This window comes from Microbacterium sp. H37-C3 (genome assembly GCF_027157935.1).
Classification (GTDB): domain Bacteria; phylum Actinomycetota; class Actinomycetes; order Actinomycetales; family Microbacteriaceae; genus Microbacterium; species Microbacterium plantarum.
Map to the genome: position 1 here is coordinate 88,236 of NZ_JAPVLR010000004.1, position 21,797 is coordinate 110,032.

Consider the following 21,797-nt stretch of genomic DNA (forward strand, 5'->3'; position numbering starts at 1 on the left):
ACGTCGCGAGCCCGCCGGCTCAGCTGCGTCCGCCGGTGAACGCGCGCCACATGACGGCGGCGTGCGACTCCTTCGCATGCTCGACGCCGACCTCGTCGCCGTCCCGCGCGCTGAACCACTCCTGCACGCGGTAGCGCGCCGCGCGCCACATGAGGGCGATCCCGCCGTACGCAGGCCGGGGCACGCGTGCCTCCTCCTGCGACATCTGACCGCGGCGCGGCAGGTCGCCCGCGACGAAGGCGTCCATGAGCTTGGCTACGCCGATCGCGTTGCCGTTGATGACCGAGTGCGCGGCGCCATGGATCTCCCACCGCCACGCGTCGCGCGCGACGGCCAGGAGCTCCGAGTGGAAGTACCGCGGCGACGAGAAGTCGCACGCGCCGCGGATCAGCAGCACCTGCGCAGAGACGTCCGCCAGGCGCTCGCGCAGCGGATACCGCATCATGTGCGGCAGCACCCGCATGAAGTAGGCGAAGCCGCAGAGCAGGTAGGCGCTGACCGCCAGCATCACGAGGCGGAACGGCTCGAACAGCGATGACTGCCCGAACCGGATCGCCTGCAGCACCACCGAGCGCTCGCGATCGTTCACGACCGGACCGATGAGGACGGCCTGGCGGATGCCGGGGCGCCGCGTGAGCACCTCCGTGACGATCTGCGTGCCGAAGGAGTGCCCGAGCAGCACGGGATCATCGAGCTCGAACCGATCGAGCACCGCCTCCACCTGGTCGGCGAAGAACGCCACCGACGGCTCGTCGCGCGGCGCACGCTGACCGGCGAAGCCCGGAAGGTCGAGAGCGTAGACCCGCGCGTTCTGCGCGAGCGTGGGGGCGAGCAGGTCGAAGTACGTCGCGGCCACCCCGATGCCAGCGATCAGCACGAAGGCCCGCCCCGCATCCGCCGACGACGCGGTCTGCACCCGCGTGACCCGAGTGCGCACCCCGTCGAACGCGACCGTCTCGACGTCGATGTCGGCCGGCTCCATATCATCTTCACCGCCGCGAGCGCGCCCCTCCACCATGCCCCTACCGTCTCACACGCCGCCCCGTGCAGACTGTGCCGATGACCCTCACCTTCGCCATCGTCGGCAGCGGCTGGCGCAGTGACTTCTTCCTGCGCATCGCCGCCGCCCTTCCCGAGCGGTTCCGCATCTCCGGCCTCGTCACCCGCAGCGCGGCGACCGCGGCCGAGATCGAGAACCGGTGGGGCGTCCGCGGCTACAGCGACCTCGACGCGCTGCTCGCCGACGGCACCCCCGACTTCGTCGTCGTCTCGGTGCCGCGCGACGTGGCTCCCGGGATCATCGTCGACCTCGCCGGCCGCGGCATCCCGGTCCTGACCGAGACACCGCCCGCCGCCGGGATCGACGACCTCGTCGACCTGTGGGAGCACCTCGCCCGCCCGGGGATGCCGACGGTGCAGGTCGCGGAGCAGTACCACCTGTCGCCGCTGCTGTCGGCGCAGCTCGCGGTGGCCCGTTCCGGACGGCTGGGCACCCCGTCACAGGCGCTCGTCGCGCAGTGCCACGACTATCACGGCGTCAGCGTCATGCGGCGAGCGCTCGGCATCGGCGCCGACGAGACCGAGATCACGGCATCCGTCTTCCGGTCTCCGCTCGTGGCGGGACCGGGCCGCGACGGCGACCCCACCGAGGAGCGGATCGTCACCGCGACGCAGACCACGGCTCGGTTCGCGTTCGGCGACCGCCTGGGCGTGTACGACTTCGCCGGCGAGCAGTACTTCTCGTGGATCCGCGGCAACCGCCTGCTGATCCGCGGCGAGCGCGGCGAGATCGAGAACGGCGAGGTGCGCCACCTCCGCCGGTTCGACGAGCCCGTCTTCGACTCGCTGCGACGGGTCATGACGGGCGAGGGCGGCAACCTGGAGGGGATGTTCCTGCGCGGCATCCTCCTCGGCGACGAGTGGGTCTTCCGCAACCCCTTCCTCCCGGCCCGCCTCAACGACGACGAGATCGCGATCGCGCGGATGCTCGACGGGATGCCGGACGCCATCGACGGGCACGCGCCGGTCTATTCGCTGGCCGAGGCCAGCCAGGACCACTACCTCGCGCTGCTGATGCAGCAGGCGGCCGAGTCCGGTAACACCGTGCGTTCGACGCGTCAACCCTGGGCCGATGTCGTCGACGAGGAATTGCACGCCCGGGAGGCCAGCGGGTAATTTTTCGGTATGCCGAAAAATCGACATCGCCGCCTTTCCGCGCTGGTCGCCCTGGGGGCGACGGCCGCGCTCCTCGCGGGCTGCGCGACGGGCTCGAACGCCGACGTCGCCGGCGAGCCGTCGGGTGACCGGCCCGTCGTCCTGACGACGTTCACGGTGCTCGCCGACATCGCCCGCAACGTCGCGGGAGACCGGCTCGATGTGCGATCGATCACGAAGGCCGGGGCCGAGATCCACGGCTACGAGCCCACCCCGCGCGATATCGCGGCGGCGTCCGACGCCGACCTGATCCTCGACAACGGGCTGGGACTCGAGTCATGGTTCGCGCGGTTCGTCGAGACCGCGGACGCACCGCACGCCGTCGTGTCTCAGGGCGTCGAGACGATCGACATCACCGGAGACGCCTACGCCGGCAAGCCCAACCCCCACGCCTGGATGAGCCCCCTGAACGTGCAGCTGTACGTCGAGAACATCGTCGCGGCGTTCAGCGAGCTCGATCCCGCGGGCGCCGACGCCTACGCCGCGAACGGCGCCGCCTACAACGACGAGCTGCAGCGCATCCACGACGATCTCGTCGCCGACCTCGAGACGGTGCCCGTCGAGCAGCGCGCGCTCGTGACGTGCGAAGGCGCCTTCTCGTACCTCGCTCGAGATGCCGGGCTCACCGAGGCCTACATCTGGCCCGTCAACGCCGAGCAGCAGGCGACACCCCAGCAGATCCGGCAGACGATCGAGTTCGTCGACGACAACGACGTGCCCGCCGTCTTCTGCGAGTCGACGGTGTCGGACCGCCCGATGCAGCAGGTCGTCGAGGCGACGGATGCCGTCTTCGGCGGCACCCTCTACGTCGACTCGCTCTCCGAGCAGGACGGCCCCGTGCCGACCTACCTCGACCTGCTCCGCCACGACGCCGAGACGATCACGGCGGCGCTGACCGGGACCGCCTCGTGAGCGGCGTGGCCGGCGCGTCCCCGGGCATCGAGGTCACCGGAGTGTCGGTGCGCTACCGCGACATCGTGGCGCTCGACGACGTCGACCTCACCGTCACGCCCGGCCGCGTGACCGCGCTGATCGGCATGAACGGATCGGGCAAGTCGACGCTGTTCAAGTCGATCACCGGTCTCGTCCGTCCCGCGAGCGGCCGGGTGAGCATCGCCGGTCAGACCCCCGCGGTCGCCCGCCGCCGCGGCGTCATCGGGTACGTGCCCCAGAGCGAGGACGTCGACTGGACCTTCCCGGTCTCGGTGCGAGACGTCGTGATGATGGGCCGGTACGGTCGCCTCGGCCCCACCCGCCGCCCGCGCCCCGAGGACCATCGCGCCGTCGACGCCGCCCTCGAGCGCGTCGAACTGGGCGACCTCGCCGACCGCCAGATCGGCCGGCTGTCGGGAGGGCAGCGCAAACGCGCGTTCGTCGCACGCGGCATCGCCCAGGATGCCGGCGTCCTGCTCCTCGACGAGCCCTTCGCAGGAGTCGACAAGAAGTCCGAGGCGACGATCGTGCGCCTGCTCCGCGAGATCGCGGCCGACGGCCGCACGGTGCTGGTCTCCACCCATGACCTGCACGCCCTCCCCTCGCTCGCCGACGAAGCCGTGCTGCTGCTGCGCCGCGTCGTCTTCCAGGGAGCCGTCGACGAGGCGCTCCGCCCCGAGCTGCTCGCGCGCGCCTTCGGCCTGACCATCGAGGAGCGCCCGTGAACCTCATCGACATCCTGCTCGAGCCCCTCCAGTACGAGTTCATGCTGCGGGCCCTGTCGGCCACGGCGATCGCCGCGATCGTCTGCGCCGTCCTGTCGTGCTGGCTCGTCCTCATCGGCTGGTCGCTCATGGGCGACGCCGTCAGTCACGCGGTGCTGCCCGGCGTCGTGCTCGCGTACGTCCTCGGTGCCCCCTTCGCGATCGGTGCCCTCGTGTTCGGGTTCCTCGCGGTCGCCCTCATCGGCATCATCCGGGGCACGAGCCGCGTCAAGGAGGATGCCGCCATCGGCATCGTGTTCACGACGCTGTTCGCGCTCGGTCTCGTGCTCATCTCGGTCACGCCGAGCCAGACCGACCTCAACCACATCCTGTTCGGCAACGTCCTCGGGGTCTCCACCGGCGACCTCGTGCAGATCGCGGTCCTGGCCGCAGTGGCCTTCGCGGTGCTGTTCGTCAAGCGCCGCGACCTCACGCTGTTCGCCTTCGATCCGATCCACACCTTCGCGATCGGGCTCTCGCCCCGGCTCCTCTCGGGGCTGCTCCTGGGCGTGCTCGCGCTGACCGCGGTCGTCGCGCTCCAGGTCGTGGGCGTCGTGCTCGTCGTCGCGATGCTCATCATCCCGGGAGCCACGGCGCACCTGCTCACCGACCGCTTCGGCCGCATGCTCGTCATCGCGCCGGTGCTCTCGGCGGCATCCTCGATCGTCGGCATCTACCTGAGCTACTGGGTGGACGCCTCGTCGGGCGGACTCGTCGTGCTCGTGCAGGGCGTCGTGTTCGCCGCGGTCTACCTCTTCAGCCCGAGACACGGGATCATCGGGCGTCGGATGGCCTCGCGCAAGTCCGTCGCCGAATCCGTTCCCGCTGGCTAGCGTGCCGCTATGAAGATCAGCGAGATCCACTGGAACGACGAAGCCCGCCAGAAGGTGCTCGACGACGCCGACCGTGTCCTGCAGGATGCCGTCGCCGCCGTCGCCGCGACCGATGACGCGAACGACGCCGACAAGGCCTACGCCGCGCTCGTCAGCCACATGAAGGACAAGTTCATCGACTGGGAGCCCGGCCCCGACGTCCGCACGTACGCCGACGCCCTCGCCGCCGGCGAGATCGAGCTCGAGCAGGCCGGCTGACCAGCCGGATGTCCCGGGATCGGGCCCCGCTGCTGCAGATCAGCCGCATCTACGCCGAGGAGGCCGCGCTTGCGCTGCCCCGCGGGCAGGAGATCGTGGCGCGGTGGCCCGATGCCGAGATCGTGCCGATCGACTCGCACTGGCTCGTTCCCGAGATCCACGGCGACGAGACGAACGTGCGCCGCTGGGTGCGGATCAAGACCGAGGCGCTCGTGCTCGGTGTGAAGAAGTCGGTCGCGACCCGCCTCAACGGCCGCTCGGCCGACTTCATCGCGCCGTCGACGGCGAACGGCTGCGCCATGGCCTGCTCCTACTGCTACGTGCCGCGACGCAAGGGCTACAGCAACCCCGTGACCGTGTTCGCGAACATCGACGAGATCTCGCGCCATCTCGCACGGCACATCTCCCGGCAGGGCCCCAAGACCGAGCCGAACCAGTGCGACCCCGAGGCGTGGGTCTACGACATCGGCGAGAACAGCGACTGCTCGGTCGACGCGATGATCAGCGAGAACGTCCGCGATCTGTGCGAGCTGTTCCGGATGTCGCCGACGGCCAAGGCCTCGTTCGCGACGAAGTACGTCAATCGCGACCTGCTCGACTGGGACCCGCTCGGGCGAACCCGCATCCGCTTCTCGCTCATGCCGCACGACACGGCGAAAGTGACCGACATCCGGACGTCGCCGGTCGCCGAGCGGATCGCCGCGATCAACGACTTCGTCGACGCCGGCTACGAAGTGCACCTGAACTTCTCGCCCGTCATCCTCACCCCGACCTGGGTGGCCGACTGGACCGCGCTGCTGCGCGAGCTGAACGACGTGCTCTCCGACCGCGCCAAGGCGCAGCTGGCGTGCGAGATCATCCTGCTCACCCACAACGAGGGGCTGCACGAGGTCAACCTCGGGTGGCATCCGCGCGGCGAAGACCTGCTGTGGACCCCGCGGATGCAGGAGACCAAACGCTCGCAGAACGGCGCCATCAACGTCCGGTACCGCTCACCGCTCAAGGGCGAGGCCGTCGCGACGCTCTGCGCTCTCATCGAGCGCGAGCTGCCGTCGTGCCGCATCCGCTACGCGTTCTGATCCCCCCTCCCTTGCGCGACCGCGCGGATCTGCGCCACCCTGGCGGGGTGTATCTGCTGCTTCCCCTGCTCGTCTTCGTCCTGATGGTCGCCGCCCTCGTCGACGCGATCACCCGCCGCGAAGACCAGGTCAAGCACCTGCCCAAGTTCGCCTGGGTGCTGTTCATCATCTTCTTGCCGTTCGTGGGCTCCGTGCTCTGGTTCACCCTCGGGCGCGAGTGGGACACGGCCCCGCGGGAGTCGATGAGCTTCGGCGACCCGCGCCGGTGGTCGCGGGACGAGCCGGCACCGCCCGCGCCCGCGAGCCGTCCGCAGCCCCGCGACTACCGCACGACCGCGCAGCAGCTCGCCGACCTCGAACGCGAGATCGAGATCGCCGAGCTCGAGGCCGAGGTCCGGCGGCGCCGTGCGCGCGGCGGCTCCTCGTCGTCGGAGGGGTCTCAGTCGCCCGAGGCCGGCTGACGCCGCCCGACGACCCGCCCGCGGGCGATCAGCCAGCCGGCGGTCGCGCCGAGGGTGTTGGCCACGACGTCCCACACGCTCGCGGTCCGCTGTGCGAGCAGAATGCCCTGCGCCGTCTCGATCACGGCGGAGATGATGAGCCCGGCGGGAATGACGTACGCCTGCCAGCGGGGCCAGCCCCGGGCCGCGCACCACCCGAACGGGACGAACAGGGCGATGTTGGCGGCGAACTCGATGCGGGCATAGGTCAGCCACGGCACGGCCGAGGTGATCGCCCGGAGGATCGGGCCGGCGTCGCGGTCGACGGGCGTCGGCCAGAACGCGATGAGCGCGAGGACGACGACGTAGCCGGCGAGCAGGACTCGCGCGGCGCGCGTCACCGCACGATGACGGTCGGAGAGCCGACGTGCGAGGCCACGCGCTCGCTGACTGACCCGAGCAGCAGACGTGACAGCCCGGTACGACCGTGCGAGCCGACGACCGTCAGCGTGGCGCCGCGGGAGGCGTCCTCGATGAGCGTCGAGGCGTCGCCGACGTCGATGCGCGTGCGCACCTCGAGCTGCGGGTGTTCCGCGCGCACCGGCTCGAGCATGCGGTCGAGCATCCCGGCGGTCGCTTCCGTCAGGTCGACCGGCATCGGCCCCGTCCAGAGGTCGAGGCCCGGCTCCGTGCCGACCGAGACCGGCTCCCATGCCGCGAGCGCCACGAGCGGCTGCCCCGTTCGCTGAGCCTCGCGAGCGGCGAAGTCGAGAGCGCGGGCCGAGACGTCCGACGCGTCGACGCCGACGAGCACGCCCTCCCTCGCCACGGCGGGAGCCCCGTCATCGCTGCTGCGCTGGTCGGGCACGATCGCGATCGGGCAGTGCGCGTGCGCGATGAGCGTGCGATACGGATGACCGTGCTCTTCGGGGAGCACGAGGATCTCGGCATCCGCCGTGGCCGCGGCGACCCGATCGACATCGTCGCGCGTCGGGGCGATCAGCAGCTCACGCAGCGCGAGGCCGAGCGCCTCGGCCCGGCGCACCGCCCACTCGCGCGCCCCTGCGCCGGTCGCGTCGGTCACTCCCAGGATCACGTCGCCCATGGCCCCAGGGTACCGGCCACGGCGGACCGGCACGATGGGCCTCGCGGTCGCCAGCGGTTAGAGTCAGTCCGTGGCACAGCGACCCGGCTCCGATGCATCGCATCCCGATGCCGGTCGCGATGCCGGCCCCTATGTCGTGAGCGGCCACTACGAAGCGCCGCCGCGTCCCGAACGGCCCGCACCGCCTCGGCCCCCTCGCCGGCGACGTCGGCTGCCTCGCTGGGCATGGATCGCGATCATCGTCGCCGCCGTCGCCCTCATCGTCGCCGGGATCGCCCTGGCGGTCTCCCTCGTGATGGGCGGGGTGCAGGCGCTCACGGCGAGACCCCCGGGCGTGGGCACCGCTTTCGTCGCGCCCGCGGAGTCGAAGGCCGCGCGCGCCGTCGCCGAGGGCGGCTCGGCCGACGAGGTCGCCGCCGCCGAGTACCTCGCCGCCCAGCCGACGGCGTACTGGCTCACCCCCGAACAGGACCCCATCGGCGAGGTCGGCGAGCGCGTGCTCAACATCGCACAGGAGGCCCGCGAGACGGATACGGCGATGGCCGTCGTCGTCTACGGCCTCCCCGGACGCGACTGCGGCAATCACTCCGCGGGCGGCCTCGACGAGGCGGACTACGAGACGTGGACGACGCAGATCGGCACGGCCCTGCGGTCGGTTCCGGACGTGAAGAAGGTCGTCATCGTCGAGCCCGACAGCCTCGCGCTCGCGCCCCAGTGCGGCAACGTCGACGAACGCGTCGACCAGCTGCGCGGCGCCCTGGGCCGCCTCGCGGGCACGGACACCTGGGTGTACGTCGACGGCGGGCATTCGAACTGGCTCGGCGCCGACGCGATGGCCGAGCTCGTCGAGCGGGTCGCGGTCTCGGGCGTCCGCGGCTTCGTGACGAACGTGTCGAACTTCAACGACACCTACGACGAGTTCGCCTACGCCCACGCCCTGTCCGATCGGCTCGGCGGCATGCACGCCCTCGTCGACACCTCGCGCAACGGCGCAGGCGCTCCCGGTGACGACGAGTGGTGCAATCCGCCGGGACGCACCGTGGGCGACCCGAGCGGCACCTACGGCGACGACGTCGTCGACACGAACCTGTGGATCAAGCCGCCGGGAGAGAGCGACGGGCCGTGCAACGGCGGCCCGGACGCCGGCGTGTGGTGGCCCGCCGGGGCCGTCGAGCTCACCCGCGGCGTCGCGCCCTGACCCGCCGACCGCGCCCGGGAACTACCTCGTCCTTTGCGTGTGGCAAAATAACCCGAACCTGAGGGAGACGAGTGTCGAGCATGATGTCCGAGCAGCTGAAGACGGCGGTCATCGTCGAGGACGATCCCGACATCCGCCATCTCCTCGTCGAGGTGCTCGAGGCGGCCGGCTTCTCCACCGTCTCGGTGGGCAACGGCATCGACGGCATCCAGGCCGTGCTGTCGTACCGCCCGCTGCTGACGACCCTCGACGTCAACATGCCCGGCATCGACGGCTTCGAGGCCGCCCGACGCATCCGCGCCCAGAGCGACACGTACATCATCATGCTCACCGGCCTGTCCGAAGAGGCGGATGTCGTCCTCGGTCTGGGCTCCGGCGCCGACGAGTACATCGTCAAGCCGTTCCGTCCGCGCGAGTTCCGTGCGCGCGTGGACGCGCTGCTGCGACGCCCGCGCGCCGCCGCGCCCCAGCAGACTCCGCAGCAGGATTCGGTCGGCCCCTCTTTCCCGGGTGCCCGCCCCGCGGCCTTCACCCCGGCGCCACCGCCGGCACCGGCACCCGCCGAGGCTGCGCCGATGTCGTACGAGGAGTACCTCGCCCGTTTCCCCGGCGCGGCCCCGCAACAGCCGATGCCGCAGCAGCCCGCGCCGCCCCAGCAGGTGCCACCGCAGCAGGTCATCGTCCACCACCCGAGCGACCCCCCGATGCCCGCCCCGGTCCCGACGACGGGCGCTGACCTCGTCGTTCACCAGCCCGCCGGCGACCTCGTGCCGACCGCGGGAGAGCACTGGCTCTCGCACCGCGACCTGCAGGTCGACACCGACACGCGGCTGGCCTACGTGTCCGGACGCGAGCTGGACCTCACGCGCACCGAGTTCGACCTGCTCTCGACCCTGATGGCCTCGAAGCGCCGCGTGCGGTCGAAGGCCGACCTGACCCTCGTCCTGCGCGGTGAGTCCTACGTCACGAGCTACTTCGTCGGCGAGGCGGACAAGCGCGCGATCGAGGCGCACATGACGAACCTGCGCCGGAAACTCGGCGACAACCCGACGACCCCGCGCTACATCGAGACGGTCCGGGGTGTCGGGTATCGCATGACGTCGGAGAACGCCGCCGCGGTCTGATCGCTCAGACCGGCATCCGGTTCAGACCTTGTAGCCGTTCTGACGACGGACGAGCTTCGAGAACATCAGCAGCGTCTGCAGCACGGTCACGACGCCGACGATCGGCCATCCGATCCACAGGATCGACGACTGCGCGACGGGTCCGACGAGGTTCCAGACCACGGCCATTGCCAGCAGCACGGCGGCGAGGATGACCATCGGCATCCAGTGACCGATGCTGCCGCCACCGCTCTCGGCCTTGGCCTGCATCGCCCAGTTGTCGACCTTCTTCTTCGACAGGAACCGCGACCACGAGCGCATGAAGTGGCCGAGCCTGATCCACATGAACGCCTCCGCGGGGAAGACGAGGATCGCGAAGAGGATGTCGCGCCGGTTGTGGTCCTTGATGCTGCGGGCCATGCGGAGGTTCAGCAGCACGGCGACGAGCGGCGGGATCAGCCACAGCGGCGAGAAGACGAACGCGCTGATCGACAGCGAGCCGGCGAGCAGGATGAGGAACGCGACGCGCACGAACAGGTTCGTCAGCATCCCGAAGTTCTCGAACCAGCGCAGTCGCAGGTTCGGGTGGAAGGGCTGTCCCTTCGTGTCGCCGCGCTGGCCCGGCCACATCAGCTCGATGGCGCCGTAGGTCCACTTCACCTGCTGCGCGTCGTACCCCTTGAGGGTCGTCATGCCGCCGACGTTGGCGCGGGCATACGGGCTGATCTTCGTCAGGTAGCCCGCGCTCTTGATCTGCAGCGACAGCAGCGAGTCCTCGACCTCGGAGTCCTTCACCCAGGGCGTCGACTGGTGGTTCTGCCTCATCGCGTCGCGCAGCGCGTTCGTCGAGAAGATCGAGAACTGCCCGCCGAGGACGGCCATGTTGCGTCCGCGCAGCAGGTTCTGCATGTTGAAGGCCGCGAACTGCGTGCGCTGACCGGCGATGAGGAACTTGGCGATCGTTCCCTTGATGGGCTTGTCGTCGATCGAGTAGATGGCCGAGATGCCGCCGATGCGCGAATCGCCGACCGCCTCCGACTCCAGGTACTCGACCGCGCGCCGGTCGGCGATCGTGTCGCCGTCCACGCCGAGCAGGTAGTCGTACCCCTCCACGAGCGAGTAGCCGTAGTTGAGCGCCCCGACCTTCTTGTCGGGGTTCTTGCCGATGTCGTGGACGAAGACCTCGGTGAACTGCGTGCCGAGCTCGGTCGTGACCTCGTGCGGCCCGGCGTACCCGGCCGCGATCTTCACCGTGTTGTCGGAGGTGTTGTTCGCGATGACGTGGATGACGTCCGGCACGCGCGTCTGGGCGAGCAGGCCCTCGATCACGTCGGCGATCGACTCCTCCTCGTTGTACGCCGGGATGACGCAGCCGATGGTGGAACGGTGGACCGTCGTGTTCTCGAGGACCGACTCGAAGTCGTCGGGGAACGCCGTCTCGAAGTGGTCGGCCAGCTGCACCGGCGCCTGCGGGGCGGGGTGCTGCTGCTGGCCGAACGCCGGGTTGGGCGTGTACGGCGTGTACGGCGTCTGAGTCATGCGGTCACATCCTGTGCGAGGTGATGGGCGGCTGTTGCCTGCCGGGATCCATTCTGGAACGCGCCGTGTTCAGAGAGGACGAAGTCAACCGCAATTTCTGCGCATGGAATTCGGGGCGTGCCGGACCGGCTCAGGGGGTGGCGCTGGGTGCCGGCGCGGGAGCGGCATCCGCCGCCTGCTCCTCGCTGGAGATCGCGACCGGCAGGTACTGGTACACCGTCTGCTGGGTGAAGCTGGCGTCGTCGTTGGCGTTGCCCTCGACCCAGACGGTCATCGCGAACTCGAGCGTCATGCCGTAGGTGTCGGCCGGCAGCCCGTGGATGACCGTCTCGGGCACGTAGAGCCCGCCCTGGAAGCTGTTGAGCAGCAGCCCACGGTCGGAACGGATCGTGTCGCTGGGAACGAGCGTGCGCGGGTCGGCGCTGAACTGGAACGGGCTCTGCACCTGGCCCGAGGTCTGCGCGGTCTGCGAGGTGATCGAGATCGACGAGATGAACACGCGTCGCTTCTGCGAGAGCACCGACTTCTCGTCGACGCGGTTGTCGTGGACGTTGACGGCGAAGCCGAACGTCTTCTCGGCGCCGGGAGTCCACTCCTGCGTCCGCTTGGGGTCCTGAGCCCACACGTCGAGTCGCAGCTCGAGGTCCTGCGCCACGTCGGAGGAGAGCGAGACCGACCCGTCGTAGGTGAACTGCGAGTTGAAGGCCATGGCGGGCGACTGCGATGGCGCGGGCGCGGGAACCGCCGACACCGGCTCGCCCTGGACCGAGTTGATCATCCCGGTCAGCTGCGAGCAGCCCGACAGGGCGACGAGCGAGAGAGCGATGGCGCCCGCCGACACGGCGGTGCGGAGGGCACGAGTTCGGGATGCGGGTGTGCGGCGCGGAGACATGGCAGACCGGGTTTCTCAAGGCGGGACCAGCGTCGGATGCCGCGGGCCTCGCCATACAAGCACCCCGGCGGGCGCGATCCCGGCCGCTTTCCGATCTCTTCAGGTTGCCTTGCGGCGACCTTGAGGTTTCACCCGCCGTCGGCCTCGGATGCCGCCGCGATCGCGACGGTGATGCTGTCGGTCGCGGTCTGCTTGGCGAACTCGTCGGAGGTGGGCGTCGTCTGCACGAGGAAGTCGTAGGTGAACCGGATGGTCACGAACGTCGCCTCCGGCGGCACCTCTCCGACGTAGAAGGTCTGCGAGTAGCTGTAGGGCGAGAGCACGAGGTAGCCCGGGTTCGTGGCCGACTGGTCCGACGTCGGCGCGAGCGGGCTGAGGTCGCCCTGGGCGTTGCCGGGGACGGCGATCATCGTCGCCTTCTGCAGGTAGACCTTCTGTCCGTCGTCGGGACTGACGGTGGTCACGAGCGACAGGCTGACCGGCTTGAGGGCCGTCGCCGACCAGCGATCCATGGACAGGTCCGACCAGTAGTTGAGCGACCCGGTCACCGCACCGGCCGTCACCTGTCGCTCGGTCGAGCCGCTCGAGAGGTCGTTCGGCACCGGTGGTGGTACTGCGGTGCGCGAGACGCTCGGCGAGGGGGCCGGGCTGCTCGCGTCGCCGCCGTCACCGGACGGGAGGTTCCACGGCGCGGGCCCGCATCCCACGAGAGCCGCAGCCATCACCGCTGTCGCGGCGGCCGTCCCCCAGCGTCGCTTCATCGAGTCCTCCGCTTCCTCTCGCAAAGTGTACGCACGCCCCCGCCCCTTAGAGTGATCGGGTGCGCACCGCTGACCAGCCCCGCCCTCTGCGCCGGACGCAGCTCGTCTTGGCAGCCTTCGCCGGGGCGCTCCTGATCGCCCTCGTCGCGATCGCCGCGTGGGTCGGGGTGCGCGGCGCCCTCGCCTACGGCGAGCTCCGCGAGGTCGAGGCATCCGCCCGCACCGCCGTCGATCTGATCGCCGACCCCGCGGCGGCCGCACCGCACATCAACGACGTCGCCGACCACGCCGAGCGGGCGCGCGAGCTCACGTCCGACCCGGTCTGGTCGCTCGTCGAGGGCACCCCCTGGGTCGGGCCTCAGCTCCACGCCGTCGGCACGATCGCCGCGGCGGCCGATGACATCGCGCGTGATGGCCTCCTCCCGCTCGCCGATGTCGCGTCGGCCTTCTCGCCCGATTCCTTCCGACCGGTCGACGGCCGCATCGACACCGCCGTGTTCCGCGAGATCGCCGAGCCCGCCGGCGCCGGCGCCGACACCGTGGCCGCCGCGGCGGCATCCGTGCGGGCTCTCGACGACACCCCCCTCATCGGCCCGGTGCGCGCCGCCGTCGACGACGTCACCGACCTCCTCGACACGGGCGCCACGGCCACGGACGCTCTCGCCCGCGCCGCCACGCTCCTGCCCGCGATGCTCGGCGCCTCCGGCGAACGCAATTATCTCTTGGCGTTCCAGAACAACGCCGAGTGGCGCTCGACGGGCGGCATCGTCGGCGCGATGGCGATCGTGCGCACCGTCGACGGCCGGATCGAGCTGGCGGGCCAGGCCTCGTCCTCGGATTTCTCGAACTTCGGCGAGCCGGTGCTCCCCCTCGACGCCGAGGTCGAGCGCATCTACGAGACCCGTCCGGGCCGCTACATCCAGAACGTCACGCAGATCCCCGACTTCTCCGTCGGCGGCCCGCTCGCGCGCGAGATGCTGCTGCGCCAGACCGGGCAGAGCGTCGACGGCGTGATCGCGACCGACCCCGTCGCCCTGTCGTACATCCTCGACGCCACGGGCCCCATCGAGCTTCCGACGGGCGATGTGATCTCCGCCGACAACGCCGTCTCACTGCTCCTGAACGACGTGTACGCGCGCTACGAGAGCCCGCGCGAGCAGGACGCGTTCTTCGCCTCGGCGTCGGCAGCCGTCTTCGAGCGGCTCGCGGCCGGCGGAGCCGACCCGGCCAAGCTGATCGCCGCGCTCGGTCGTGCCGGCGACGAGCGACGGCTGCTGCTGTGGAGCGCGATCCCGGAGGACCAGGCGGTCCTGGCCGACACGACGCTGGCGGGTCCGCTGCCGACCACCGATGCCGACACCGCCGGGTTCGGAGTGTTCCTCAACGACGGCACCGGCTCGAAGATGGACTACTACGTCACCGCCGACACCCGCCTCGCCTGGGACACGTGCGCGGTGGGTGGCGACGGGCGCACCTCGTCGCCCGTGACGCTCGAGGTCACGATCGCGAACAACGCCCCGGCGGATGCCGCGACCTCGCTCCCGTCGTACGTCACCGGCGGCGGCAGCTTCGGCGTTCCCGCCGGCGTCGCCCGCACCGTCGCCTACCTGTACCTGCCCGAGGGCTACGCCCTGTCGTCTGCGGCCCGATCCGACGGCGCGGGCTTCGGCGGCGGCTCGCACGCCGGGCGCCAGGTGATGGTGTTCTCCTCCGATCTCGCGCCCGGCGAGTCGGTCACGGCCACCGTGAGCGTGGTCGCGCAGGGCGGTCCGACGACGGCGAAAGCCGCCGTCACCCCGACAGTCGACGCGGACCGGCCTACCGTTGTTGTCGCTCGTTGCGGCGACGCATAGACTCACCGATCATGCGCCGCACCGTCTCCCTCGTCGCCGTCGCGACTCTCGCCGCCGCGATCATCGCGCTGCCGGCCGCGGCGTCCGCCGCCACCGGCGCGACCATCTACCCGCCGACGAACTCCTGCACGACCACGCCGAGCGCGTTCGTCGCCGGCGGCACGGTCGAGTTCGCCTGCGCCGAGGGCACGTTCGGTCCGGAAGAGGCCGTGACCATCACGGTCCGCGGCGAGAACGGCGCCGGCGTCACGTTCGCACGCGTCGCCTTCGCCGTTTCCACCGGCAGCACGGTGCGCGAATCGTCCGCGGAGGGCGCGCTCGCCCCCGTGGCCCTGACCTTCCCCTCCGACGCGGTCGGCGTCTACAACATCGAGGCGATCTCGGCATCGTCGGCCGGCGGCACCGCGAGCGCCTCGGTCGTCGACGCGGCCGGTCTTCCTGCCACCGGCGGCGACGCGCGCACCTCGCTCGGACTGTGGGTCGGGGGCGGCGCGCTCGTGGCCGCGGGCGCGACCATCGCGCTCGCCTCGGCTGTGCGCCGCGCACGCGACGCGCGCTGAATCCCCCGTCCGCGGCGCGCCGCCGGGCATCCGGATCGCGAAATGTTAACGCGATGGAAATGTTCCAGCTTGCATCAGGGACCTCCGACCCTGAATACTTGCTATGACCACTCCTGACGTAATCCTTAGTATTACTTCTCCGTTGGGTGTGAGCCTCCGGATGACCCAAGGAAAGCAGGACACATGAAGAACCGTCTCATCAAGGCGGCGGCGGCCTCGGCCATCGCAGCAGCGGCTGTCTTTGCAGCCCCCGCCATCGCCAACGCTTACACCCCGGCACCGGTGGGCGGCTCGTCCGTCACCGTCACCGCGGGTGGCACCGTCACGGTGGCATTCAACAACTTCGAGCCGAACGAGACCGTCACCGGCACCCTGACGGGCGAGAACGCTGCCGCCGGCAGCGTCGCGTTCGTCAAGTTCGCCGTGACCTCGACCAGCACGACCAAGGCCGCCAACGCTGCCGGTGAGGTCGCCTTCCAGGTGACCCTCCCCGCCAACGCGACCGGCGAGTACACCCTGACCGCCGCGGGCGCCGTCTCGGGCGCCAGCAGCGTCACCATCGCCGTTCCGGCCGCCGCCGGCGGCACGGGCGGCACCGGCGGATCGGGCACCCTGCCCGCCACCGGTGGCGACAACGCTGCTCTCCTCGGCCTGTGGATCGGCGGTGGCGCTCTCGCCCTCGCCGGCGGCAGCATCGCCGTGGCCAGCACGGTCCGCCGCCACCGCAACGCGGAGGCAGCTGCCTGATCAGGCGCAACGCATGATCGGATGCCCCGGAGCTTCGGCTCCGGGGCATCCGTCGTTCTCAGACCGGTTGCGCGCTGACCAGGATCGGCAGGTGGTCGCTCGCCCCCTGCGGCAGCGTCTGCACCCGTGAGATGTCGAACCCGACGCTCGTCGCGAAGTCGTAGTGCCCGCGGAAGAACTTGTACCGCGTGTACGTGCGGGCATCGCTGAGCGTCAGCTCGTACCCCTGCTTGCGCACCACCTGCCCGAGGTTCTCCTTGAAGACGGGGTAGTTGTAGTCGCCGACCATGAGGATCGGCAGGCCCGCGCCGAGCTCGGACAGCGCACCGAGCGCCGCCTGGATCTGGTTGCGGCGCAGCGAGTTGAGCGCGGTCAGCGGCGCCGCGTGGAAGCTCGCGACGATCAGGTCGCGCCCGTCGTCGATATCGCGCAGCCGAACACCGAGCATGCGCTCCTCCGCGGGCTTCAACACGCGGTCGTGCAGCGACTTCTTCAGCGCGAGCGAACGCACCTCGACGGCGCGGTAGGTGTTCTCGCGGTAGTAGACGGCGAGTCCGAGCCGGTTGCGGGCTGTGGCATCGGCCAGCCGCAGGCCGCCGATCAGGTCCGGGATGCCGCTGGTGTCGGCCTCCTGCAGGCACAGGACGTCGGCACCGTGCTGCTCGACGAGCTCGGAGAGCTCGGATGCGGCGCGGTGCTTGCGCAGGTTGTACGAGATGACCTTCATGGTGCCGCCAGGCTACGCCCGCTTCCTTTCGGTCAGGTGGCTGTTGCGCGGCGGGCGCGGGTCTGCTCCGCCCGCGCCGCGAGGAGGTCGTCGGCGGGGTACCCGACCTCGGTGAGGGTGAGCCCGCGAGCGGCGAGCACCGCGAAGGCGCTGGTGCGCTGACGCTCGTCGCGCAGCGCCGCCACGTCCTCGACGCCCAGCCGCCCCTCGCCGACCGCGACGCACGCTCCGACGAGCGCGCGGACCATGCTGTGGCAGAACGCGTCGGCCTTGACGTTCGCGACCAGCACGCCGCGCTCGTCGCGCCGCCAGTCGAACTCGAGCAGCGTGCGGATCGTCGTCGCCTCGGGGCGTGGCTTGCAGTAGGACGCGAAGTCGTGCAGCCCGGTGAGGCTGCGGGCTGCGGCATCCATCGACGCGTCGTCGAGAGCGACGGGCACGAACGTCGTGCGGAAGCGCTCGAGCGGGTCGTATCCGGTCGTCCGGTCGGCGACCCGATAGGCGTACCGTCGCCAGACCGCCGAGAACCGCGCATCGAAACCGGCGGGTGCTTCCGACGTCGCCCGCACGTGCACGTCTGCGTAGCGTCCGAGCACGCCGTTCAGCCGCGCGGCGAGGGCGGCCGGTTCGGGGTCGCGTCCGCGCCGCAGTCTCGCGGCCTGCGCCTCGCTCAGGTCGAGGTGCGCCACCTGGCCCGACGCGTGGACACCGGCATCGGTGCGCCCGGCCACGACGAGCTGAGCATCGCCGCCGAGGACCCGGCTGACGGCGGCCTCGATCGACCCCTGCACAGTGCGCAGACCGGGCTGGCGCGCCCACCCCGAGAAACCCGATCCGTCGTAGGCGATGTCCAGTCTCAGGCGCACCCGATCAGTCTTCCAGCTCTGCGCGCGAGGGCGGGTTCGCCCCCGGCCGCGACACCGTGATCGCCGCGGCGCGCGCAGCGGTCCGCATCGCCCGCGCGAGCGCATCGCCGTGGGCCGGCACGCCGCTTTCGACGAGGGTGACGATGAGGCTCGCCATGAACGAGTCGCCCGCGCCGATCGTGTCGGCCACGGTCACGGCGACCCCGGCGACCTCGACGATCGCACCGTCGGGCGCCCGCCCGATCGCTCCCTCTCCCCCGCGGGTCATGACGACCGCCGAGGCGCCGAGGTCGGCGATGGTCTCGAGCACCGTCCGCGAGTCGGCGCCGGGCCAGAGCCACGCGGCATCCTCGTCGCTGAGCTTCACGAGGTCGGCCGCGGCGGCCGCACGCGCGAAGCGCGCGTGCGCGCTCTCGCGCGAGCCGACGAGCGCCGGACGGATGTTCGGGTCGACCGTGACGACGGCGTGACCACGGGCCGACTCGAGGGCCGCGAGACAGGTCTCTCCGCCCGGGTCGAGGAACAGGGCGATCGATCCGGTGTGCACGAGGACGGCATCGCCACGGGGAGCGGGCTCGACGACGCCGGCGACCTCGAACGTGTACTCCGCCGAGCCATCGGGGCGGATGCGGGCGCGCGCCGTGTCGGTGGCGGCGTCGGTCCACGACGCCTCGGCGATAACGGCGCCGGCCTCGCTCACGTGGCGGGCGACCCGCTCACCGCGCTCGTCGCGTCCGAGCCGCGTCGCCAACCGGGCGGGGACGCCGAGCCGGGCGACGCCCACCGCCACGTTCGCCGGGCTGCCGCCGACGTGCTCGGTCACACCATCGTCGGTCTCGACGATGTCGACCAACGCCTCACCCAGCACCAGCACCTCGGGAGCGCCCATGTTCCACCTGTTCTCACGACACGGTCCGCGCGGGATCCGCGCTTCTCCTCCGGTCTACCACATCACCCCCAGGCACCCGCTCTACACTGGGAGGCTGCCGCCGCCCGTCCCCCCGACGACCCCGGACACAGCCGTATGACTCCTCCGCCTCTTCCGCGCGCCCGCATCGCGGGACTCGACGGCCTGCGCGCCGTCGCCGTGGTGCTCGTCGTCGTGTACCACCTCTTCCCCGACGCCTTCCTGCGGAGCGGCTACGTCGGCGTCGACGTGTTCTTCGTGATCTCCGGCTTCCTCATCACGACGCTCCTCCTGCGCGAACGTGCACGCGAGGGGCGGATCCGGCTGCGACGCTTCTGGGCGAGGCGCGCGCGGCGCCTGCTGCCCGCCCTCGCGGCCGTCGTCACCGTGAGCGCCTCGCTGGCCTGGCTGGTCGGCGGCGACGTCCTCGTCGACATGGGCCTCCAGGTGCTGGGGGCGGCCACGTTCTCGTACAACTGGGTGTCGATGGCCGACGGCGGCACCTACTTCTCCGCGGCCGACCCCGAGATCTTCCGCAACCTGTGGTCGCTCGCGGTCGAGGAGCAGTTCTACCTGCTTTGGCCGCTCCTGCTGCCGCTCTTCCTCCTGCTTCCCGGCCGCCGCTCGCGCGCCGCGGCAGCGCTCGGGCTCGCGGCGCTGTCGGCCGCGTGGGCGTTCACGAGCGTCACCGCGGGCGCCGACCTCACTCGCGTCTATTTCGGCACCGACACGCACGCCTTCGGGCTTCTGATCGGCGTCGCCGTCGCGTTCGCCCTCCACGGCCTCGTCGTCAGGAGGTCGTCGGTCGCCGGCGTCGGACCCGTGTGGGGCGTGATCGTCGGAGCGCTCGCGACTGCGGGCATCGTGGCCGCCGCAGCCGTGGGCGGCGGCGAGGCCATCACGTTCCCGGCCTCGAGCCTCGCCGCGTCGCTCCTCACCGCCGTCGTGCTGCTGATCGCGGCGTGGCCGGGCTCGTGGTTCGGTCGCGCGCTCGACATCGCCCCGCTGCGGTGGCTCGGCGAACGGTCGTACGCGGTATACCTGTGGCACTGGCCTCTCCTCGTGCTGCTGTCGTTCCAGCTCACCGGCGCAGGCCCCGAGACGGGCGTCCCGGTCCTGGCGGGCGCGGGCGTGGCGCTGGCTTCGGTCGTTCTGGCGGCCGGGTCGTACCGTTGGCTCGAGCAGCCCGTCCGCCGCCACGGATTCCGAGGTGCGCTCGCCCTGGCCCGCCACGGGCTGCGCGCGCGCCCGTCGCGGCGCGCCGCGACGCTGGCGGTCGCCCTCGTCGCCGCGCTCGCCCTCGGCGGCACGACGGCGGCGGTGGCGGCGGCGCCGCGCACCACGACGAGCCAGAGCGCGGTGGACGCCGGTCGCGATGCCCTGGAGCAGGCGCGGCGGCTGCCGACACCGGCCCCCGCGCCGGGGGCGCAGACGGTCGACGGCACCCGCGTGAGTGCCGTCGGCGACTCGGTCATGCTCGCCTCCGCCCCGGGGCTCCTCCAGGCGATGCCGGGTATCGAGGTCGACGCCGAGGTGTCGCGATCGCTGTGGGCCGGGGCGCGGATCATCGACGATCTGGCCGCCTCTGGGGAACTGCGCGAGTATGTCGTGGTCGGCCTCGGCACGAACGGCCCGGTCTCGACCGAGGCGCTGCAGAGCATCGTCGACGCCGCCGGCCCCGATCGCTACGTCATCCTGGTGAACGCGTACGGACCGCGGGACTGGATCCCCGGCGTCAACAGCGACCTCACGGCGTTCGCGGCGTCGCACCCTCGCGTCGCCGTCGCCGACTGGTCGCAGGCGATCGCCGGGCACGACGATCTGCTCGCCGGCGATCAGATCCACCCCGAGTTAGCCGGCGGCGACATCTACGCGCGCACCGTGAAGCGCGCGGTCGACGGTGCCGCGACCCAGCTCGCGGCGGCACAGTGGGCCGCCGAGCAGACCCGCACGACCCTGCTCGAACTGTTCGGCCGCGCGGAGGATCAGTAGCGGCGGACGAGCACCCGGTCGCGCTCGTACGGCGTGAACCCGAGACCGCCGTAGAGCGCGTTGGCGCCCGTCGGGCTCTCGGTGTCGACGTCGAGTACCGCCATGCCGAGGCCCGCTTGCCGCATTGCAGCGAGCGACCGCGAGATCACCGCCGGCGCCAGCCCGCGCCTGCGGTGCGACCGGACCACGCCGACGAGGTCGATGTACGCGTTGGGGCCGAGGACGGCGAAGTCGCCCTCGTTCACGGAAGCCAGGCAGAACGCGACGATCTCGCCGCCGTCGAGGGCCAGGGTGCACAGATCGGGCCGCAGGAACGGACCGCCGATGAACTGCTGCCAACGCTCCGGCGGGCTCGGCAGGCTGCCCCAGTGGTCGCGGAACGCGTCGTTGCGTGCCAGGCGCGCGTCCTCGGCACGATCGGACGAGAACGGCACCAGCTCGATGCCGTCCGGCGTCGTCACCGCGGCGATCGGTTCGGACAGGTCGCGGTGCATCGTCGAGAACCAGCGCTCGGTGCGGTAGCCGAGCGATTCGGCGATGCGCTCGAGAGCCGTGTCCTTCTCCGACGCGTACACCTGGATCTCGGCGGGCAGGCTCGCCGCCGCGGCATCCGCTGCCGCCGCCTCGCGCAGCTGCTCCTCGGCGCGTTCGTGCTGCCATCCGAAGAGCGCGGTGCCGATCCCGCGGCCGCGCCGGTCGGGCCGCACCGCGCCGGTGAGGTAGATGTGCAGGTGCTCCTCGCGCGAGGGATGCAGGGTGACGGTACCGACCGCGAGCGCCTCGCCGGTCTCATCGAACGCGATCAACGTGTCGCGTTCATGGTCGACGTGCGACAGCTCGAACGTCTCGGCGACGTCCTCGCGCGGAGTCGTCCATGTCGGGTGGTCCACCCGGTCGGCGGCCACCAGCACGCCGTGGATGACGTCGATGTCGTCGCGGGCCGCCGTGCGCCAGTGCGCGACGGCGGGGCAGGTCGGTGCGTTCGGCGTGCTCACCCTTCCACCCTTGCACATGCCCCGGCACACA

The 21,797-nt window shown here is 71.2% G+C and carries 23 protein-coding genes; 13 read left to right on the forward strand and 10 right to left on the reverse strand.

Features of this window, described 5'->3' with window-relative positions:
- Positions 1-19: 19 nt before the first annotated feature.
- A complete protein-coding gene (locus O1W71_RS12095) occupies positions 20-1,018 on the reverse strand; it encodes an alpha/beta fold hydrolase (RefSeq protein WP_269268119.1) in 999 nt (332 codons plus the stop codon).
- A 41-nt stretch (positions 1,019-1,059) separates the two neighbouring features.
- Between O1W71_RS12095 and O1W71_RS12100 the strand changes: the two genes are divergently transcribed.
- From O1W71_RS12100 to O1W71_RS12130, 7 genes are read left to right on the forward strand one after another with little or no spacing between them, the layout of a single operon-like run.
- On the forward strand, positions 1,060-2,175 hold the full coding sequence (locus tag O1W71_RS12100; protein ID WP_269268120.1) for a Gfo/Idh/MocA family protein: 1,116 nt from the start codon (positions 1,060-1,062) through the stop codon (positions 2,173-2,175).
- A gap of 9 nt (positions 2,176-2,184) precedes the next feature.
- Positions 2,185-3,126 (forward strand): metal ABC transporter substrate-binding protein, encoded by a 942-nt coding sequence (locus O1W71_RS12105; RefSeq protein WP_269268121.1) that lies wholly within the window; start codon positions 2,185-2,187, stop codon positions 3,124-3,126.
- A complete protein-coding gene (locus tag O1W71_RS12110; RefSeq protein WP_269268122.1) occupies positions 3,123-3,872 on the forward strand; it encodes a metal ABC transporter ATP-binding protein in 750 nt (249 codons plus the stop codon). The genes O1W71_RS12105 and O1W71_RS12110 overlap by 4 nt, the downstream gene beginning before the upstream one ends.
- 41 nt (positions 3,873-3,913) lie before the next feature.
- Positions 3,914-4,744: a metal ABC transporter permease gene (locus O1W71_RS12115; protein WP_396652031.1), complete on the forward strand. Its 831-nt coding sequence runs from the start codon at positions 3,914-3,916 to the stop codon at positions 4,742-4,744.
- Positions 4,745-4,753: 9 nt separating this feature from the next.
- On the forward strand, positions 4,754-5,002 hold the full coding sequence (locus O1W71_RS12120; RefSeq protein WP_023954097.1) for a hypothetical protein: 249 nt from the start codon (positions 4,754-4,756) through the stop codon (positions 5,000-5,002).
- 8 nt (positions 5,003-5,010) lie between these two features.
- Complete coding sequence (locus O1W71_RS12125; protein ID WP_269268126.1) at positions 5,011-6,081, forward strand: spore photoproduct lyase family protein; 1,071 nt, start codon at positions 5,011-5,013, stop codon at positions 6,079-6,081.
- A 47-nt stretch (positions 6,082-6,128) separates the two neighbouring features.
- Positions 6,129-6,542: a PLD nuclease N-terminal domain-containing protein gene (locus O1W71_RS12130; RefSeq protein ID WP_404568923.1), complete on the forward strand. Its 414-nt coding sequence runs from the start codon at positions 6,129-6,131 to the stop codon at positions 6,540-6,542.
- On the opposite strand, the gene O1W71_RS12135 is transcribed toward O1W71_RS12130, so the two are convergent.
- Both O1W71_RS12135 and O1W71_RS12140 read right to left on the reverse strand, forming a co-directional pair.
- The gene (locus O1W71_RS12135; RefSeq protein ID WP_269268128.1) at positions 6,521-6,922 is read right to left on the reverse strand and encodes a VanZ family protein; all 402 of its coding nucleotides are present in this window, start codon (positions 6,920-6,922) and stop codon (positions 6,521-6,523) included. The two genes, O1W71_RS12130 and O1W71_RS12135, sit on opposite strands and share 22 nt — an antisense overlap.
- A complete protein-coding gene (locus tag O1W71_RS12140; protein ID WP_112617808.1) occupies positions 6,919-7,626 on the reverse strand; it encodes a universal stress protein in 708 nt (235 codons plus the stop codon). The genes O1W71_RS12135 and O1W71_RS12140 overlap by 4 nt, the downstream gene beginning before the upstream one ends.
- Positions 7,627-7,696: 70 nt before the next feature.
- On the opposite strand from O1W71_RS12140, the gene O1W71_RS12145 reads away from it, so the two are divergent.
- Together O1W71_RS12145 and O1W71_RS12150 are read left to right on the forward strand one after the other, a co-directional pair.
- Positions 7,697-8,824: a glycoside hydrolase family 6 protein gene (locus O1W71_RS12145; RefSeq protein WP_269268131.1), complete on the forward strand. Its 1,128-nt coding sequence runs from the start codon at positions 7,697-7,699 to the stop codon at positions 8,822-8,824.
- 80 nt (positions 8,825-8,904) lie between these two features.
- Positions 8,905-9,948, forward strand: a complete 1,044-nt coding sequence (locus O1W71_RS12150; RefSeq protein ID WP_269268133.1) for a response regulator transcription factor — start codon at positions 8,905-8,907, stop codon at positions 9,946-9,948.
- A gap of 21 nt (positions 9,949-9,969) precedes the next feature.
- On the opposite strand, the gene O1W71_RS12155 is transcribed toward O1W71_RS12150, so the two are convergent.
- From O1W71_RS12155 to O1W71_RS12165, 3 genes are all read right to left on the reverse strand, one after another.
- Positions 9,970-11,466, reverse strand: coding sequence for a glycosyltransferase family 2 protein (locus O1W71_RS12155; RefSeq protein WP_269268134.1), 1,497 nt, complete (start codon positions 11,464-11,466; stop codon positions 9,970-9,972).
- A 130-nt stretch (positions 11,467-11,596) separates the two neighbouring features.
- The gene (locus tag O1W71_RS12160; protein ID WP_269268135.1) at positions 11,597-12,358 is read right to left on the reverse strand and encodes a fructose 1,6-bisphosphatase; all 762 of its coding nucleotides are present in this window, start codon (positions 12,356-12,358) and stop codon (positions 11,597-11,599) included.
- Between the two features lie 128 nt (positions 12,359-12,486).
- Complete coding sequence (locus O1W71_RS12165) at positions 12,487-13,119, reverse strand: hypothetical protein (RefSeq protein ID WP_269268136.1); 633 nt, start codon at positions 13,117-13,119, stop codon at positions 12,487-12,489.
- A 59-nt stretch (positions 13,120-13,178) separates the two neighbouring features.
- Here O1W71_RS12165 and O1W71_RS12170 point away from each other — a divergent pair, with 59 nt between their 5' ends.
- The 3 genes from O1W71_RS12170 to O1W71_RS12180 all read left to right on the forward strand — a co-directional run bounded on the left by O1W71_RS12170 (position 13,179) and on the right by O1W71_RS12180 (position 16,279).
- Positions 13,179-14,972, forward strand: a complete 1,794-nt coding sequence (locus O1W71_RS12170) for a DUF4012 domain-containing protein (RefSeq protein WP_269268137.1) — start codon at positions 13,179-13,181, stop codon at positions 14,970-14,972.
- A gap of 11 nt (positions 14,973-14,983) precedes the next feature.
- Positions 14,984-15,532 (forward strand): cell wall protein, encoded by a 549-nt coding sequence (locus O1W71_RS12175; RefSeq protein ID WP_269268138.1) that lies wholly within the window; start codon positions 14,984-14,986, stop codon positions 15,530-15,532.
- Positions 15,533-15,715: 183 nt separating this feature from the next.
- The gene (locus O1W71_RS12180) at positions 15,716-16,279 is read left to right on the forward strand and encodes a hypothetical protein (RefSeq protein WP_269268139.1); all 564 of its coding nucleotides are present in this window, start codon (positions 15,716-15,718) and stop codon (positions 16,277-16,279) included.
- Between the two features lie 58 nt (positions 16,280-16,337).
- Here O1W71_RS12180 and O1W71_RS12185 read toward each other — a convergent pair whose 3' ends face one another.
- From O1W71_RS12185 to O1W71_RS12195, 3 genes are read right to left on the reverse strand one after another with little or no spacing between them, the layout of a single operon-like run.
- On the reverse strand, positions 16,338-17,006 hold the full coding sequence (locus O1W71_RS12185) for an endonuclease/exonuclease/phosphatase family protein (RefSeq protein WP_269268140.1): 669 nt from the start codon (positions 17,004-17,006) through the stop codon (positions 16,338-16,340).
- 32 nt (positions 17,007-17,038) lie between these two features.
- Complete coding sequence (gene truA / locus O1W71_RS12190; protein WP_269268141.1) at positions 17,039-17,872, reverse strand: tRNA pseudouridine(38-40) synthase TruA; 834 nt, start codon at positions 17,870-17,872, stop codon at positions 17,039-17,041.
- Between the two features lie 4 nt (positions 17,873-17,876).
- Positions 17,877-18,761: a PfkB family carbohydrate kinase gene (locus tag O1W71_RS12195; protein ID WP_269268142.1), complete on the reverse strand. Its 885-nt coding sequence runs from the start codon at positions 18,759-18,761 to the stop codon at positions 17,877-17,879.
- A 135-nt stretch (positions 18,762-18,896) separates the two neighbouring features.
- Between O1W71_RS12195 and O1W71_RS12200 the strand changes: the two genes are divergently transcribed.
- Positions 18,897-20,771: an acyltransferase family protein gene (locus tag O1W71_RS12200; protein ID WP_269268143.1), complete on the forward strand. Its 1,875-nt coding sequence runs from the start codon at positions 18,897-18,899 to the stop codon at positions 20,769-20,771.
- On the opposite strand, the gene O1W71_RS12205 is transcribed toward O1W71_RS12200, so the two are convergent.
- Positions 20,765-21,766 carry a GNAT family N-acetyltransferase gene (locus O1W71_RS12205; protein ID WP_269268144.1) on the reverse strand — a complete coding sequence of 334 codons (1,002 nt, stop codon included), beginning with the start codon at positions 21,764-21,766 and terminating at the stop codon, positions 20,765-20,767. The genes O1W71_RS12200 and O1W71_RS12205 overlap by 7 nt on opposite strands.
- Positions 21,767-21,797 lie beyond the last annotated feature (31 nt).